Source organism: Clostridium sp. OS1-26 (genome assembly GCF_030915445.1).
Classification (GTDB): Bacteria; Bacillota; Clostridia; order Clostridiales; family Clostridiaceae; genus Clostridium_AM.
In genome coordinates this window covers 1806377-1822491 of sequence record NZ_CP133264.1, presented here as the reverse complement: position 1 = coordinate 1822491, position 16115 = coordinate 1806377, and the positions used below count along the sequence as shown (strand labels likewise).

Here is a 16115-nt window from a genome sequence, read left to right as displayed (position 1 = left end):
GAGTTCCCATTAAATTTTAGCATAAAAAGTAAGAAAATAATAGTATGTTGTAAAAAACAACATAAATATGTAATACTATATCAAATTTAATCTTTAATATAATAGGCTGCCATATTAAAGCAACTCCAGTAATAGCCAATATAGCTTTATTACTGGAGTTCATTTTAGTACTACATCTTTAATTTTATACTCTAACATGGAGTTATTTTAAAACTATATATAGGGGTGATTAATTAAAAAGTTGTTCCTATTGTGCGCTTCCTTCGATCTTAGTTGCGGTAAGTTTATTATTTTTTAAAAGAATTTTATTTGAAACAATACTAGCAAACCTTTGACTAGGAGCATCAATAAATCTTGTCATAAGCTCAGCAACAACGAAAGAAATTAAAAGTGTCAAAATCATTGCCATACCAGCACCTAATCTTAGGTGACCTTTTTGAAAAAAAACCACTAAGGCTTTACTTCCAATAGTCTTAAGGATAATAAGGTGACAAGTATATAAACTAAATGAAATTCGGCCAAGCCATGTTGTAAATGGAGATTCGAATATGCGTTTTAAAAAACCATTTCTTAAAATAGTGGATACTAAAATTATTGCACCCATACCATTAAATATGACATATATCGGCACATTAAACGGTATGTTCAATTTATTGAAAAATACAACAAAAGGAGTCCATGGACTTTGAGTTCCTAAAAAAATCCCTATAAAGAACCAATGCCAGCTTAACCGCCATGTTTGTTTATATAAAAGCAGTGATCCAAACAAGAATAGCGAAAAATAAAAACCCTTTTGTCCCAATGTAAACACTAGTATACCAGAAGCTAAAATTACAATAGTTGGGTACCTTTTATACTTAAAAAAAAGAGCTGCAAAAGCAAATGCAAATATTGATCCCCATAATTCAATAGATATAGTCCACAATACACCATTATAATTTATTTTACCAAGATATGCTCTCCAAAGTCCCTCAGCAATTACTCCCTTTAGATTGGGAATACCTCCTTCATTCATTAACCACTCATAGCCACCGATTGCAATACCTGCTGATTTACTCCAATATCCAAAAATAATATAAAATAAGTATGTCAATATTAAAGAACATAGAATTACAGGTGTCAGACGAAAATATCTCTTAACTACACTAATAGCTAAATAGTCTTGCTCAAGCCTTTCAGAATACGCTATTAATAGTACAAACCCACTTAATACGAAAAAAATAGATACAGCAAAATGTCCATTACATAGAATGTTATAGCACTTCCATAGAAATGATGTTTGACTATACCCATTAGAGGTCGAAGTCAATGTTCCAAAAAACGGTTCCATATGTGCCAATACTACAAGAAGTGCTGCAACCCCACGTAATCCGTCAAGACACTTATAATGAGAATGATTGTTTTTCTTATTTTTCAACATAAAAATTACCTTTCAATAACTTATTTCATAAATTACAAGATGAATTATAACATAAATATACTCTTTTTGTCACTGATGTATCTATTCTCTTATTAGTGATAAATTTCAATGTAAAATCAAGGAACATTTTATATTTATTTGCTTAAAATTATGTTGAATGTTTAATTTTTGTAATGATTTTTGAAAAATTATAGGGATTGCTGAGCAATCCCTAATTAAGTGACCTTATTATTTTTTTTAAAAGCCTTTTTAGTTTAAAATACATTTTAAAAATAAATTTATTATGTATTAACTTAATATAATTATGTTGTTTAACTATTTCTTCTTTATTTTGGTTAATTATAGTATTTAAATTACTTACATTTGTTTCATAGTTTTTGACTTTTATATCTTTGTCATTCAACTCTTTTTTCAATTGTTCAATATAATCTCTTTGTTTACCCCATTCCATATTTACTCTATCTATTTCTTTTTGTTGTTCTATTATATAATCCCTTTGCTTACCCCATTCTGTATTTATTCTATCTATTTCTTTATATAAAACAGAAGAATTTTTCGCATAATGCTTACAAAAATTATTAAACAGTTCAACATAAAATTCACTAGGTATTTTTTCTGACTTAGGGTAAACACTTGACTCATCGCTAGGTGTTATATATTCAAATTTATATCCATCTTTGAAGTATTGGTTAATAAACTCTATTTCATTATTTAAAATATCAGCTTGTTCTTTAGTAAAATGTAGTTTAATACTAAAGTCATCTACAAGTGTAGTATTGAAAATATCAAGTGGAAGATCGAAAAAAAACCTATCAGTATTTTTATTGTTGTCGTGATATCTTGGATAGTATTTATTATAATTTAATAAAAAACATACAGACATATTATTTAACGATGCATTTTCATCATCTTTCGTTATTTCGAATTCCGATGAATCCATATTTAAAATTGATAAAAAATCATCTAACAAGTTATTATTTAAAAAGTTATTTTTATCAAAAGGTTTAATTGTTACATTTTCAATATCAAATTTTTTAATCCAGTGTTTAATGTTATTTGAATAGTATAAATCATTAGTTTGCATAAAGGTCTCTATAATATTGGGGTTGCTACATTTTCTAGCAGTTATATCTAAGCTACCTACACATGATTTTATAATCTGCTGATAAAAACTTTGGATAAACTTTTTATATGGTCTTACATAAATTATTATTTTAATTTCTTCAAAGTAAGGCTTTAAAAACATTCTAATATTATTTATCTCGTTTTCGTTTAATTCTGCTAAATTTTCTGCACTAACAATAAATGTATCACATTCTCGTTCTGAACATGCCTTAAATTCGTTTATCCATATATCTTTCAATTTATTTATTTCACTTGCTATTAATTCATCATCAACAATACCACCATCTATAAAAGCATAGTAATTTCGTGGCTTATCAACAAATATTGGTGTAAAACTTAGAAAATGCCCTATTGATACAATCTTTGGATAATAAATTTTACGTGTTAGTAAGTAATTATGATTATTATATAAATTTGATTGAATATATGAAGTGCCTGTTTTACAAGTACCTATATGCAAAATACAAGTTTTAATTTTCTTTCTCATACTTACCTCTATACTTCAAATTGTAATGAATACTTTTAATTATTTCACGACGTTTACTTCCATAAGGTAATAAAGTCATTACAACTCTCTTTATTATATTTTTTATATTTTTTCTATTACTTTTATTCTCTATACTTTTTATAATATCATAAAAAGGAGTATCAACAGCGTATTTCCAAAACTCCTCATAATAATCACAATCTTTTGTATTCCAAGGCTTATGATGCCCGGCATAATGTATTATACATGGATTTTTTCTAGCATTAAAATATTCATCAGCCAACTCTTTTGGAGCTTTTTTTATAATATTTAAACGTTGATTTTTTTCATCAACCCTCCAATTTATAAGTACATTCCATTTTTGGTTTAAAAACAGAACATTGTCTTCAAAAATTATATTCAAATAATCTTGATCTAGATAATGATAAAGTTTCTTTGAAACAGCATTTAATAAGCTTTGTGTACTAAAATCTTTCCTTATTTTATCTAAATTTAGCAATAACACACCAGCTTGAAAATAATCATGTGGATCTTTTAATTTTAGTTCATTATCAATATAATTTTTTAAAAACAAGGTAGATTCATATCCCCCAATAGCATCAGCATCCTTACAAGCAGCTAAATAGTAATTTTCAATATCAATGTTATATAAATCCGAAACATCACCATTAACAACTATATCACAATCTAAATATAAAGCTTTTGAATGATTTTTTAAAATATCAGGAACTAGAAATCTGAAGTAAGTTTCAATAGTGTAGAAATAACGTGTCGGTAGTTTATAGCCTTTTATTAAGTCTTCAACATCAAAGAAATTAATTTTTACATTTTCTCTATTTTTAACAAATTCTAAAAACTTCTTTTGATATTCAAGTGATATATTCGTATTCATTATAGTTATTTCATATTGATAGTCATTTGAACTATTTTGTATTAAGGAATATAATGCTACTGACGTGAAAGGAAAGTATTCATTAGTACAATTTAATATCACAGGAACTATGTTTGACATTATCTCACCTTTTTTCTTTAAAATGGCATAATAAACTTACTTTGCAATAAAACATTATCCAATTATCTCTTCTTAATTATATAATACACTTTTTTTACGAAATTTCTTCGCCTGCTACCATACGGTAAAAGCATCTCTCTTAAATTGTTAAAATTATCATCATCGCGCTCAACTCTAAACTTATGCTTTATAGAACCATTAAGCATATCATTCATTCTTCTCTCTGTTACTATTTCATAAAAATATGTTTCCTTTAAAATTTGAAAATATTTATCAGCATATTCCAGATATACGTTATTCCAAGGTTTATCACAACTTGAAAAATGTATAATCTTAGGTTTTTTCGACGCCTCATTATAGTCTTGAAACAAATTATAAGGCAAGCATTTTACCTCTTCTTCAAAATTAGTAAACTTTGTCGGCACATAATTCCATTGGAAAGAAATATGTTTTATATCCTCTTGAAATAAGAGATTCATCACAGTTTTTGCAGGAACCTCAAATTTATTTATATTTGCATAGTTTATCATATCTTTGTTTTTTGATTCATTAATTTTTTCTATATTAAATAACAAAACACCTGAATCTATTTGATTTAAAAGATTAGCTTCTTTCATCCAAGCCATCTTAGTATGATAAAATTTATTTTCTTTATTCAATCCATTAGCGTCGGCAATTTTGAACAAATCATAAGCTGCCACAATGCTTTTATTCTCAAAATCTTCAAACCACAATTCAGAAATATCATCATTTACAATCATATCAGAATCCAAATATAGTACCCGTTTAAAGTTTTTAAAAATATTCGGTATCAATAGACAATAATAACCAAATATTTGATAGTCATTAATATTATTGTAATCTAGATAATATTTCACATTTTCGAATCGCAATGACACTTTAATATCTGAAAATTGTTTAACCATATTAATTAATAGATTTTTACTAAATGGCTTCAAATCATGTTCAAGCAACACAATATCATAATTATATTTTTTATTTGCATTTTTCAAAAATGAATATATAGTTGTGCCACAGTATGGCATATAATAATCACTGCAAGCTAAAGCAATTGTCACAGCATTCTCATTAAAAGCGGGTAATAAATCTTCATGCTTACTTACATCTTTAAAAATAACGTATTGAACATTTTTAATTTTATATTTATTTAATTTAGTTAACTTTAATAAGTAAATACCAAATAGTCTTTCTGAAATGTGCCCTGGTGTACGTAGTCCTTGCTGCGAATAATTACTCATATCACATCTTTTTTCAAATTCAAACAAAATATCAAAGAGCCATTTACTATATTCGAAAAACAATTCCTTTTTCATAATAAACATATTACAAAAAAAAGCCTTATCCCCATAAATATATTCTTTAGCTACATCAAAATCATCTGGATATATATCTTTTATAATTTGTAACATTAAATCTAAGTCTAAACAATTTAAAAATTTATTAGATTTGTATTGTTCATATACATTTTTGAATCCATTATTTGAAAGAATTTCAGGATATGGAACAATAATGTCATGACTTTCAACTATCGATTTTATCTTATCTATATCGTTTAATTTCAAATCATTTATCGAACTTTCATCTAATTTATCTTTTTCAACTATATTCCAATCTTTAGTTTTAAATAGCTCATCAGAAAATGAAAAATATCTTCTATAATGAGAAAAACCATAATAATCTGCTTGAACATTTTTCCAAGCATAATATTGCGTTGTTAGCTCGCAAAATGTAGGATTTTTATGAGAAATATTATCGGCAGTATTATCACCATCATGCTGTGTATTATTACCCAAACAAGCCCCACTAGCAATTGGCACAAAAATATCATTTTTTACTGCGACGTCATTCATATCTCTTCTTTGAGTTGAAAATATTTTTATTTTAGACATATTTAACCTCTTTATAATTAATCAGTTTTTGATTTTTTGTTGTGTAGTCTTACCTTTGTTCTGCATCTCCATCAAAAACTATTTTATCTTTCTCTTTCATTCTGATTTCTTCCAAATAGAAGGAAAACAAACTTTACATAGAAAGTTTGTTTTCTGAGTTACCTTTTATTAAGGTAAATTTAATCTTTTCTCTTGCCAAAGCTGAGCCCTAAGTATTTCCAAAACATATAAACAACTTATTTTCCGTTCATTTTTAATGTCTCTCTGCACTTTGATATGCAGCACAAACTTCATCGGTATCACCAAACATTCTTAATTTACCTTTTTCAAGCCAAACTACTTTGCTACACATTTTTTTAACTTTATCAATGTTATGGGACACCAACAAAACTGTAGTGTTTTTTGACATCATTTCCTTTATACGTTTCTCACATTTTTCCTGAAATAAAAAGTCACCAACGCCCAATATTTCATCTACAATTAAAATTTCAGGATTTATTGCAGTAGCTATAGAAAATCCTAATCTAGCATACATACCGGAAGAAAAGTTTTTAACAGCTACATCAGTAAACTCCCCAAGTTCTGAAAACTCAATAATCTCATCAAATTTATCTTCTATCTGTTTTTTAGAATAACCAAGAACATATCCATTTAAAAATACATTCTCTCTTGCAGTAAGTTCCATGTCAAATCCTGCTCCAAGCTCTATTAGTGGAGCAATTGTACCACTAACTGAAACACTACCTTTTGTTGGTTTCATTATTCCAGATATTATTTTTAATATTGTACTTTTTCCACTACCGTTAAGTCCTACTATACCTACAGTTTCTCCCTTATTCACACTAAAACTTACATCATTCAAAGCTACAAACTCTGTAAAATGAAGCTGTCCTTTTGCCATTTTTATAAAGTATTCTTTTAAGCTTTCTATACGCTCTTTAGACATATTAAAACTCATAGAAACATTTTTAACATCTATAATAACACTCATAAAGCATCTCCAATTATCTAATTAGTATAAATTTATTTTACATATATAATATAAATTTATCTTGATATTTTTTAAAAACAATCATTCCTACTATTAAAAAACTTAAAGAAATTGATATACAGATTAAATTTAACTGTAAATCAGGTACCTTGTTATACAAAATCAAATCTCTAAAATATTGTACATAATAAAATAGTGGATTAAATTTTAGCATATCAGCTATTTCTTTTGGAATAGCATCAATAGGATAAATAATTGGCGTTAAATACATCATAGCCATTATAAAAACACTATATAAATGACCTGTATCTCTAAAAAATGTGTTTAATGTTGTAATTATCATGCCAAATCCTATGCTAAAAACAAGACAATATGTTAATGGTATAAAGGACAAAAATAGTGGTGGTTTTATTGGGGTCTTTAATACAATCATTACAATAATAAGTGCTACAAAATAAAAAAGAGCATTAACAAATGCAAACAAGCATTTTTCAAGCACAAATATATATTTTGGTATATAAACTTTTTTTACTAAACTAGCATTTCCCAAGATGGCCGTTAAAGAAGAGGTCGTTGCCTCTGAAAAAAAGTTGTAAATCAGTGAACCAGTAAGAAAGTATACTGGATAATTATCAATATTCATCTTAAAAAAGCCTTGGAAAACAGTTACTATAACTGACATCATCAACAAAGGATTTAATATACTCCAAGCAATCCCCAAGATCGAACGCTTATATTTTACCGTTATATCTCTAAATACAAGATATGATAGTAAATACCTGTATCTAATAAAATTATTAATGTATTTCATATTACACCTTAACCTATCTTATATTTTTATTTATATTTTTTTAATCCGTTAAAAAAATAAAAGCACATATAGTAAAATGCTTTAAAAACATTAAATTTCTCACTTTCTCTTAAGACTTTCCATCTATCATGTGCAGCCTTTACTTTATTAAATGACCTTGAACCTTTATTATATCTATATCTTACAAGAATCTTGTTCATGGTATAAATTTTTTTGCCTTTACCGAGCAAGCTAAGCCACAAAACAAAGTCCTCATGACTAAAATCACTTTTAAACTGATTGTGTTTCAATAATTCGCTCTTTCCAATTACTGTGGAACACCCAATAACATTCTCTTTTAACAAATCAGTATATTTTAATTCTCTTTCCTTCACTGTATAATCTTTTATCTTATTCGAATTTTCATCAATAATCTCATACGAGGAGGAAGACAAATCATAGTTTGGATTTTGGTTCAAAAAAACACCTGTTTATTGAGTTTTTCCTTATACCATATATCATCAGAGTCTAGAAATGCTATATACTGTCCCTTAGCAAATTCAACTCCTTTGTTCCTTGTTTTTGCGGTTCCAATATTTTTCTCGTTTTGATAAAACAAAATTCGTTTATCCTGCATACAGTATTTTTTAACTATACTTATACTATTATCATTAGAACAATCGTCAATTATAATAAGTTCCCAATTTTCATATGTTTGTCCTATAACCGATTTAATAGCTTCTTCAATATAATTTTCGGAGTTATAACAAGGCATAATAATAGAAACTAAGTGCTGCATAAACACCTCCTTAAAACTACTTTATTCTCCAAAATTATAACATTTAAGCATTTTAAATTCAATATCTAAAATATTACTACATGACTTTACATATAATTGTATCTAAAATTTTACTTTGATAAATTAAATTACATCAATCCCCTTTACACAGAGTTAAGATTAATTGGCAAAATACAAGTCAATTATCATATCACTTCTAATATTTTATATAATTCTATATTGCCTGTAACAGTTACTTTAATCAAATATTAAGCAAAACAAGGGGATGATAAAATGGCTGCAACAGCAACAAAACTTCAGACTACACTACTACTAAAATACAAGGATGGTGTAGATGCCAAAGGGAAAGAAATAATAAAAACACAGAGGTTTTCAAAGGTAAAAACCACTGCTTCAGATCAGGATATATATGATGTCTCTGTAGAACTAGGAAAGCTGATCGGTAAACCTTTAAACGAAATCGTCAGAGAAGACCAAAGTGGAATAATGAATGCGTAAGGGGGAAAGGTAGATGAGTACACCTTTAGTAATGAACTTTTTAAATGAAGCTGGCAAAAAGACAGCGGTAAGAATTAACAATGTTAAGGAAGATATTACAGATTCAGAAGCAAAAGCTGCAATGGAGGTAATATTGGCTAAAAACATATTTGCAACCTCTGGCGGAGATCTAAAAGCCATAGACTCAGCAGAGTTAATTGATAAGAGCAGCACTGATTTATCAGTGAAATAAGCACATAGGGTAAATTATTATGAGTAATGAGCTGTTAAACATGATTGGAAACGTCGGCTTTCCAATTGTAGTTTCAGTATATCTGCTGGTAAGATTGGAAGCTAAACTGGAAGTGCTGACACAGAGTATAAATAATCTATCCAATGTTATTAACAAGTCCACCTCTGCTTAAAATAGCAGGTACAAGAATTAAAATATTCTTGTACCTGCTATTTTTTTATCATTTCAAAATTAATTGCTATAAGATATTTGCAATAAAAAAATCATATTTATTTAAGAAATCTCTAAAAACTTATCGACAGGTTTAAAAAGAAAATTTTGTGTTATGAAGCATTATATTATCATAAACTGTCATTTATCTATTATTATAGTTACAAAAAAGAATACTCATTATCCTTAAATGATTTTAAATCAGAATGCAATTTAATTATCATGAAATGTTTTTTAGGCTTTGAAGGTGATAGTGCATACTTTTTGTTTAGATACATTAAAAAATCAATAAATTATCAATCAATATCTTTATTGAAAAAGTACAGCAAATATTCCTATATAAATGCAGCAGTAGATTTAAATGATAATTTATTAAATGCTGAAAACACTAAAGCTAAATGCAATGTGCAGAATATTTTAAGTATGCTTACCTTAGAAGCATATTACAGCACATACGGTTATAAAAAAATAACAGAATATGATATCGAAATACTGAAGGAATTTATTGAAGTTGGAGACTTACGAGTATTTGCCTGCAATAAGGGTATTAAATACAAAAGTGCCATGAAAACTTTAAATAGAACACTATATAAAATTAAAGAAATTGCAAATTCTTTAGGTATTGCAACTTTAAAAGACAGCTATCTGCTTTATTGATGTTGAGTAAAAGGGGGTTTTATTATTAATAATGAGGATATTTTATGTTTAATTATTAGGGCTAAAGCTTTAAGGAAGCTAAGTGTTGAGGAAAAAGAAATCATATACTGGTTTTTCTATGAAAATAAAAGCCTGAGGGCTTATGCAAGAGCCAAAGAAGTCTGCTATAAAACTGCAGTTATGAGAAAAAAGAATGCATTTTTAAAACTTAAAAAATATTTAGGGGAGATGAGTTATTATGGCATCATATAGACAATTACAAACAGAATTCTGGCAGGATGATTTTGTAATGGAGCTTACTCCAGAGGAAAGATATTTTTACGTTTATATTATGACAAATTCAAAAACCAAGCAATGTGGCATATTTAAAGTGGTAAAAAAGCTAATTTCTTTAGAATTAGGCTATGATGTAGAAACAGTAAATAAGCCTATTAAAAAGTTTATTGATTACGGCAAAATTTTACTCTGTTCTAAAACCAACGAACCTATGATAATAAACTAGATAAAGTATAACTATATAAATAGCAAAAATACATTGCTTTGTATAAATAAAGAGCTTAAACAGATTAAAAATAAAGAATTTGTAAAGAAATTTCATCAAATATGCATTGAGAGAAACTATGATTTAAAAATTATTTTCAGCGGCATAGAATCAAGGAAAGTTAATACTGATTTTAAAGAAGTTAAAATGCCATTAAAGAATGACGATGATGAAAGTGCACTTTTAAATGGAAAAGAGAAAGCTTCATGTGAAAAGAAACAACAGCTAGAAAACAGCCGTCAATTCTTGAAATAGAAAAGTTTAGGTTTTGGACAAAAGGCTTTGAAGAAAAAGTCATAATAAAAACTATAGAACAAGCAGCTAAATATAATGTCAAGCATATTGGGTATAATTGACAGCATTTTAAGGAATTACAAGACAGAAGGTATAACAACCCTGGAAACTCTTAATAAAAAACTAAATAAAACTAGAAGCAGAATTAACGAAGATGCTTACAGGTATGTAGATTAGAAAGGGGTAGTTTATTGTGAATACAGAAAAAATGTACAATCTTGACGCAGAGAAAAATGTGCTGTCATCAATATTCATGAACAATGACAGTATATGTGAAGTTATGGGAATTGTTACTCCCAATAATTTTTACAGCTCACGGAATAAAGCCATATATAAAAACTTACTGCAAATGTATGAAAAATAGAGCTCCAATAGACATTATTACCTTCTGCAGCAGCACAGGAGAAGGACTTAAGGACATTGGAGGAATGTCCTACATAAGTAACATTATAGCTGCAGCTGTTACAGTTCAAAATATCAAAAGCTATGCTCAGATAGTAAAAGAAAAATCCAGCTACAGAGAGCTTTTGAAAATACTAGAAACCTCAAAGAGCAAACTTGAAAAGGAAGAAGCCTCCACAGCAGAGGTTATTGAATATGCTCAAAATTCTCTAATGCAGCTTGACTCCACCGATGCTAAGGAAAGCGGAGAAATGTTATGTCTTATGGACAAATACATGGATACACTGCAGACTAGATATGAAAAAGGCGGAGAGATACAGGGGTTAAAAACTGGACATAAGTCACTTGACAAGCTTATTGGAGGACTTCAAAAGGAAGATTTAATTATTCTTGCTGCAAGACCTTCTATGAGAAAAACTGCTGTAGCACTTAACTTGATTATACATTCCGTTTTAAAAGAAAATGTGAAAACAGCTTTTTTCAATCTTGAGATGGGGCCAATGCTGCATCAACCTTTTCAGAAAGCAATTTAAAGATATACAACAAAATCTTTAAGCTCAGTCTAATAAAAAGCGAATGCAGAAAACTTAAAATAGAAGAGGGACTAGATTTTGTTGTTATAGATCACCTTCAGCTTATTGAAGGTGTAAAGTTTGCGGAGAATAGAAACATGGAGATTGCCAAAATAACAAGGGATTTAAAGCTTATGGCTAAGGAATTGGAGGTAGCTGTACTTTTGGTTTCTCGGCTTTCTAGGGCACCAGAGAGTAGATGCGAGCACAGGCATATGCTTTCGGATTTGAGAGATTCAAGCAGTATAGAACAAGAGGCTGATATAGTCATGTTTTTGTATAGAGATGAATATTATAATAAGGGAAGTGAGAGTAAGAGAATTATTGAATGTATTGTATCTAGAAATAGAAACGGCGGAGTGGGTACGGTAAGGCCTAGGTGGAAGCCGGAGACACAGAGGTGTTGGTAATAGAGAGTGTGAAATTTTCTCTGTAAATAGCTTTCTATGATAAGTATTTTTTAGGCATGAAGGTCTTCGAGAGGCTTTCATGCCTTTATTACAATATAGTTATAAATTAATTGCATGTCAAGGACATCCTTCGTAGGATGTTTTTTTAAAGGTATTTTTCTTAGCTATTTAAGCCTTCCTTCATACATTATAGACAACTCTCCATACACTCTTCCCCAGTTTCTTAGAGGTAGAGACCATTTCTTAGTCGCCTCAAAGGTAGCGAGATACAGAGCCTTGAGAAGAGCTGTATCGCTTGGGAATACGCTTCTTTGCCTGTTAAGGCGTCGATAGGTACTATTTAGGCTTTCAATTGCATTAGTAGTATATATAACCTTTCTTACCTCAGCAGAAAACTTAAAGATTGGGCTAATGACATCCCAGTTTGTTTTCCAGCTCTTCATAGCATTTGGATATTGATCTTGCCATTTCTCAGTTATTTTCTCCATATGTTGATGCCCAACTTCTTCCGAAGGTCGTGGTATATAGTTTTAAGGTCAGCTGCAAACTCCTTCTTATGCTTATCAGCTACATACTTCAAGGTACTTCTTACCTGATGAACTAAGCAACGCTGATATTCAGTATTAGGGAATGCTACTGCTATAGATTCTTTTATGCCTGTTAAACCATCTGCGCAAACTATGATAATATCATTTACTCCTCTATTTTTTAACTCATTCAGAACACTTAGCCAATATTTGCTACTTTCATTCTCCCCAATTTGGATGGAAAGAACATCTTTTCTTCCTTCTTCATTTATGCCAAGAATGGTGTAAGCAGCCAGCTTGCGTATAACGTTATTATCCCTGACGGAAAAATGAACTGCATCTATAAGAACAATTGGATACACACTAGATAGCGGTCTGTGCTGCCATATCTCAATTTCAGGAAGAAGTTTATTTGTGATATCAGATACCAGGCCTGCGCTCACTTCAAATCCATAAATATCTTCAATCTGCTCAGAAATTTGTCTTGTAGTAAGTCCTTTAGCATACATGGTTATAATTTTATCTTCTATAGCTGAAATATTCTTCTGCCGTTTTTGTACAACCTTCGGTTCAAAAGAGCTTTCTCTATCTTGTGGGACGTCAATTTCCATCTCACCATACTTGCTTCGAATTGTTTTGCTCTTCTTTCCATTCCTCGCATTTGAGCTGTATGTGCGCTCATATGGCGCATAGCCTAAATGCTCATCCATTTCTGATTCCAGCATTGATTGAATGTTTCCACCTAAAAGATCTTTTAATGTATCTTGTATGTCTTCAGCAGTTTGAATGTCATACTCTTGCAGAAGTGCAGCTATAATGTTTTTCTTTCCTTCATTCATTGGTTTTCTTCTTTTTACCATAACAAAAACAGCCTCCTATGATTTTATATTTTATCATAGAAAGCTGTTTTTACAGACTTTTTTTCACAGGCTCGTAATAGATGCTATTATATAGGGATTTCGATAAAATATGTCTATGACCTTCTACTTTTAAATTCCCAATAAATGAAAAATGCTACACTCTCTTTATAACGGACATTTTTATTTCAACTACCCATTACAAAGAGAGCATAGCATTATCTCTACATTCTCACCTTTATATTCTTATGCTTTACTCTTATCGGTAATCATATCATTTTTTAATTTATAGTTTATACTAATACCTATTCCAAGTAACACCCAGAACACTGGAGCTACAGAAACAACGCTGTCATTGAAGAATCCTGCTCCCAAATATCCCATAACAGATACGAATATAGCTAGTCCAGCTATAGAATAAAAATCATCATAGTCTCTCTTTATATACATCTTAATACTTGATATAAAATACATCACAAAAATCGCCAAGAAAGCTATTGTTCCAATAATTCCTATATTAATTGCATTTTCAAGATATATATTATGAGCCTTGTCTACCAACATATTATCAGTATCATAGGCAATAAGCTTTCCTACATAATCATCCTGTGGAAAAACTGCAGCAAATGTATCTGGGCCGTATCCTAATATAAAAGTATGCTTCAATAATGGAATGCTTCTAGACCAAATGTATCCTCTAGCAGATCCTAATTTTTCTTTACCTTCAAAACCCCACTTCTCTACATTTTTAATAGCAACTGGATCACCTTTATAATTTAAGTAGCTAAATTTGTCATTTTCAAACCAAAATGATAGGGCAACCCCATTTCTAGTAACCTGAACAACATATTTTTTATTACCATTAGAATAATCTTTAAAAATTATATTGCAATCCTTATATTTATCATTTAAAAGGATTACTTTTCCACTAACTTTATCCACATTTGAATTTATTATATTATTTGAAGCATCTTCAAAAACTAAACTGTCAGCTGTGTTTTTTATTTTTAAAGTTTGATTAGAATATACTATTTCTACTATATCATTTTGTATTTTTATATCCTTTAAGACAACTGCAGCTTGATTATCTTTTCTTAAAGTTTCAGCATCCTTAAATAAAGAGCCTATTCTATTAGCCAGCTCTCCTTTAGAATATGCATTAAATCCAACAAGGGCAACAATTGCCACTAATACAGCACCTACTGTAACCTTCCAATTTTTAATAAAGAAATTTCTCATTACTATAATTAAAACTATCATTGAAACAGCGCCGCCAACTATGCCAGCACGAGAATGACATAGTATTAAATTTAAAAACATAAGTACAGAAACTATTCCAACAAGTATCTTATAAAATTTATTTTTAATCAATAAGAACATTGTAAAAGTCAATGGAAATAGCATCGCCATATAGCTTCCTACGTAATTATAATGGTACAACGTAGAATAGATTATTTTATCACCAAATTGAAACTTTAAGGTTTGTACCATATCTTGAAGTGATCTAGGAAGAATTAACTTTCTACCCTCAAGTGTTTTGTAAAAGTCATGTCCAAAATATTGAAGAATACCAATTGTTCCTATAACAATTGCTGAACATATAAGTGAAATCAGTATAACCTTAATACTTTCTTCATCTTTAACTAAATTAATAGTTATGAACAAAATGATTATATAGCTTAAAATAACTAACATACCTTCATATCTTTCAACAAATCCAAATAAAGCTATTTGCTTATAATCTGAAAAAACTGTTGAGAGAATAACCATAATACTATATACAGCTATCGGTATATAAATTGCCATTTTATTGATTTTTATATTTTTAGAAAATAAGCTTATTAAAAATGCTATAAGCACAAAAGCGAGTGATATTATAATCCATACCGCTTTATAATATGAGAAAAAATCCAGACTTTGACTAGCACCACCCCAATATTTAAAATAATCTCCTTGTAGATTCATTACCTTAGCATAAACTATTAATGGTACTACAGACACCAAAAATGCTAATGGTACTGCATAGTACCACTTGTCACTGCCAGTTTCTCCATACATATCTCTATACAAATCGTCACGCATTTTTTTACCTCCAATATACAGCTTATAAATTACAAAATACTACACATATTTAATATTAATGTATTTTGCCAGTATATACAACTTTTTCTCATGAAATTTTTGCAAAAAATTTAACAAATTACTTTATGTGCAAATAAATAATATCATTCTGATTTCTTCATTTAAGCCCCTTATGCCTTAATAATATCTGTATGCCGCTATAATTGTCAATTTTTTGTTAAACTATTTAACTGTCTAATACTATTTGATATAATTAACCTACATATAAAATTATTAACAATAGAAATTATGTCAGGAGA

At 29.0% G+C, this 16115-nt stretch carries 19 protein-coding genes and 1 pseudogene; 10 read left to right on the top strand and 10 right to left on the bottom strand.

All coding sequences use genetic code 11. The features are described from left to right. Positions 1-247: 247 nt before the first annotated feature. The 8 genes from RCG18_RS09085 to RCG18_RS09050 form a co-directional block, all read right to left on the bottom strand. Entirely contained in the window at positions 248-1420 is a 1173-nt protein-coding gene (locus RCG18_RS09085) for an acyltransferase (RefSeq protein ID WP_308040986.1), read from the bottom strand. A gap of 211 nt (positions 1421-1631) precedes the next feature. After that, on the bottom strand, positions 1632-3032 hold the full coding sequence (locus RCG18_RS09080) for a hypothetical protein (RefSeq protein ID WP_308040985.1): 1401 nt from the start codon (positions 3030-3032) through the stop codon (positions 1632-1634). Then, complete coding sequence (locus RCG18_RS09075; RefSeq protein WP_308040984.1) at positions 3016-4044, bottom strand: glycosyltransferase family 8 protein; 1029 nt, start codon at positions 4042-4044, stop codon at positions 3016-3018. The genes RCG18_RS09080 and RCG18_RS09075 overlap by 17 nt, the downstream gene beginning before the upstream one ends. 62 nt (positions 4045-4106) lie before the next feature. Beyond that, a complete protein-coding gene (locus RCG18_RS09070; protein WP_308040983.1) occupies positions 4107-5954 on the bottom strand; it encodes a DUF4422 domain-containing protein in 1848 nt (615 codons plus the stop codon). A 253-nt stretch (positions 5955-6207) separates the two neighbouring features. Then, entirely contained in the window at positions 6208-6945 is a 738-nt protein-coding gene (locus RCG18_RS09065) for an ABC transporter ATP-binding protein (protein WP_308040982.1), read from the bottom strand. Positions 6946-6982: 37 nt separating this feature from the next. Continuing rightward, positions 6983-7756, bottom strand: a complete 774-nt coding sequence (locus RCG18_RS09060) for an ABC transporter permease (protein ID WP_308040981.1) — start codon at positions 7754-7756, stop codon at positions 6983-6985. A gap of 26 nt (positions 7757-7782) precedes the next feature. After that, positions 7783-8214 (bottom strand): hypothetical protein, encoded by a 432-nt coding sequence (locus tag RCG18_RS09055; protein WP_308040980.1) that lies wholly within the window; start codon positions 8212-8214, stop codon positions 7783-7785. Then, the gene (locus RCG18_RS09050) at positions 8211-8534 is read right to left on the bottom strand and encodes a glycosyltransferase family 2 protein (protein WP_308040979.1); all 324 of its coding nucleotides are present in this window, start codon (positions 8532-8534) and stop codon (positions 8211-8213) included. Before RCG18_RS09050 ends, RCG18_RS09055 begins: the two co-directional genes overlap by 4 nt. A 273-nt stretch (positions 8535-8807) precedes the next feature. Between RCG18_RS09050 and RCG18_RS09045 the strand changes: the two genes are divergently transcribed. The 10 genes from RCG18_RS09045 to RCG18_RS09000 all read left to right on the top strand — a co-directional run bounded on the left by RCG18_RS09045 (position 8808) and on the right by RCG18_RS09000 (position 12350). Then, entirely contained in the window at positions 8808-9032 is a 225-nt protein-coding gene (locus RCG18_RS09045) for a DUF1659 domain-containing protein (RefSeq protein WP_308040978.1), read from the top strand. Positions 9033-9045: 13 nt separating this feature from the next. Next, positions 9046-9264 carry a DUF2922 domain-containing protein gene (locus RCG18_RS09040; protein WP_308040977.1) on the top strand — a complete coding sequence of 73 codons (219 nt, stop codon included), beginning with the start codon at positions 9046-9048 and terminating at the stop codon, positions 9262-9264. Between the two features lie 19 nt (positions 9265-9283). Continuing rightward, positions 9284-9436: a YvrJ family protein gene (locus tag RCG18_RS09035; RefSeq protein ID WP_308040976.1), complete on the top strand. Its 153-nt coding sequence runs from the start codon at positions 9284-9286 to the stop codon at positions 9434-9436. Between the two features lie 260 nt (positions 9437-9696). Then, on the top strand, positions 9697-10131 hold the full coding sequence (locus RCG18_RS09030) for a hypothetical protein (RefSeq protein WP_308040974.1): 435 nt from the start codon (positions 9697-9699) through the stop codon (positions 10129-10131). A gap of 238 nt (positions 10132-10369) precedes the next feature. Next, positions 10370-10633 (top strand): hypothetical protein, encoded by a 264-nt coding sequence (locus RCG18_RS09025; RefSeq protein WP_308040973.1) that lies wholly within the window; start codon positions 10370-10372, stop codon positions 10631-10633. Positions 10634-10666: 33 nt separating this feature from the next. Continuing rightward, positions 10667-10927, top strand: coding sequence for a hypothetical protein (locus RCG18_RS09020; RefSeq protein WP_308040972.1), 261 nt, complete (start codon positions 10667-10669; stop codon positions 10925-10927). 75 nt (positions 10928-11002) lie between these two features. After that, the gene (locus RCG18_RS09015; RefSeq protein ID WP_308040971.1) at positions 11003-11143 is read left to right on the top strand and encodes a hypothetical protein; all 141 of its coding nucleotides are present in this window, start codon (positions 11003-11005) and stop codon (positions 11141-11143) included. A gap of 16 nt (positions 11144-11159) precedes the next feature. After that, complete coding sequence (locus RCG18_RS09010; RefSeq protein WP_308040970.1) at positions 11160-11330, top strand: DnaB-like helicase N-terminal domain-containing protein; 171 nt, start codon at positions 11160-11162, stop codon at positions 11328-11330. Continuing rightward, positions 11320-11901, top strand: coding sequence for a DnaB-like helicase C-terminal domain-containing protein (locus tag RCG18_RS09005; RefSeq protein WP_308040969.1), 582 nt, complete (start codon positions 11320-11322; stop codon positions 11899-11901). Before RCG18_RS09010 ends, RCG18_RS09005 begins: the two co-directional genes overlap by 11 nt. Before the next feature lie 2 nt (positions 11902-11903). Then, positions 11904-12350 carry a DnaB-like helicase C-terminal domain-containing protein gene (locus RCG18_RS09000; protein WP_308041986.1) on the top strand — a complete coding sequence of 149 codons (447 nt, stop codon included), beginning with the start codon at positions 11904-11906 and terminating at the stop codon, positions 12348-12350. 164 nt (positions 12351-12514) lie between these two features. On the opposite strand, the pseudogene RCG18_RS08995 reads toward RCG18_RS09000, so the two are convergent. Together RCG18_RS08995 and RCG18_RS08990 are read right to left on the bottom strand one after the other, a co-directional pair. Next, positions 12515-13737: pseudogene (locus RCG18_RS08995) on the bottom strand (IS256 family transposase). A gap of 243 nt (positions 13738-13980) precedes the next feature. Then, entirely contained in the window at positions 13981-15816 is a 1836-nt protein-coding gene (locus RCG18_RS08990) for an O-antigen ligase family protein (RefSeq protein WP_308040968.1), read from the bottom strand. Positions 15817-16115 lie beyond the last annotated feature (299 nt).

Bases quoted from the DNA above. Each gene is read 5' to 3' on its own strand.
- RCG18_RS09025 (WP_308040973.1), top strand. From the start codon at position 10,370: ATGGCATCATATAGACAATTACAAACAGAATTCTGGCAGGATGATTTT.
- RCG18_RS08990 (WP_308040968.1), bottom strand. From the start codon at position 15,816: ATGCGTGACGATTTGTATAGAGATATGTATGGAGAAACTGGCAGTGAC.
- RCG18_RS09075 (WP_308040984.1), bottom strand. From the start codon at position 4,044: ATGTCAAACATAGTTCCTGTGATATTAAATTGTACTAATGAATACTTT.
- RCG18_RS09070 (WP_308040983.1), bottom strand. From the start codon at position 5,954: ATGTCTAAAATAAAAATATTTTCAACTCAAAGAAGAGATATGAATGAC.
- RCG18_RS09060 (WP_308040981.1), bottom strand. From the start codon at position 7,756: ATGAAATACATTAATAATTTTATTAGATACAGGTATTTACTATCATAT.
- RCG18_RS09065 (WP_308040982.1), bottom strand. From the start codon at position 6,945: ATGAGTGTTATTATAGATGTTAAAAATGTTTCTATGAGTTTTAATATG.
- RCG18_RS09085 (WP_308040986.1), bottom strand. From the start codon at position 1,420: ATGTTGAAAAATAAGAAAAACAATCATTCTCATTATAAGTGTCTTGAC.
- RCG18_RS09045 (WP_308040978.1), top strand. From the start codon at position 8,808: ATGGCTGCAACAGCAACAAAACTTCAGACTACACTACTACTAAAATAC.
- RCG18_RS09035 (WP_308040976.1), top strand. From the start codon at position 9,284: ATGAGTAATGAGCTGTTAAACATGATTGGAAACGTCGGCTTTCCAATT.
- RCG18_RS09040 (WP_308040977.1), top strand. From the start codon at position 9,046: ATGAGTACACCTTTAGTAATGAACTTTTTAAATGAAGCTGGCAAAAAG.
- RCG18_RS09050 (WP_308040979.1), bottom strand. From the start codon at position 8,534: ATGCAGCACTTAGTTTCTATTATTATGCCTTGTTATAACTCCGAAAAT.
- RCG18_RS09005 (WP_308040969.1), top strand. From the start codon at position 11,320: ATGAAAAATAGAGCTCCAATAGACATTATTACCTTCTGCAGCAGCACA.
- RCG18_RS09015 (WP_308040971.1), top strand. From the start codon at position 11,003: ATGTCAAGCATATTGGGTATAATTGACAGCATTTTAAGGAATTACAAG.
- RCG18_RS09030 (WP_308040974.1), top strand. From the start codon at position 9,697: ATGAAATGTTTTTTAGGCTTTGAAGGTGATAGTGCATACTTTTTGTTT.
- RCG18_RS09080 (WP_308040985.1), bottom strand. From the start codon at position 3,032: ATGAGAAAGAAAATTAAAACTTGTATTTTGCATATAGGTACTTGTAAA.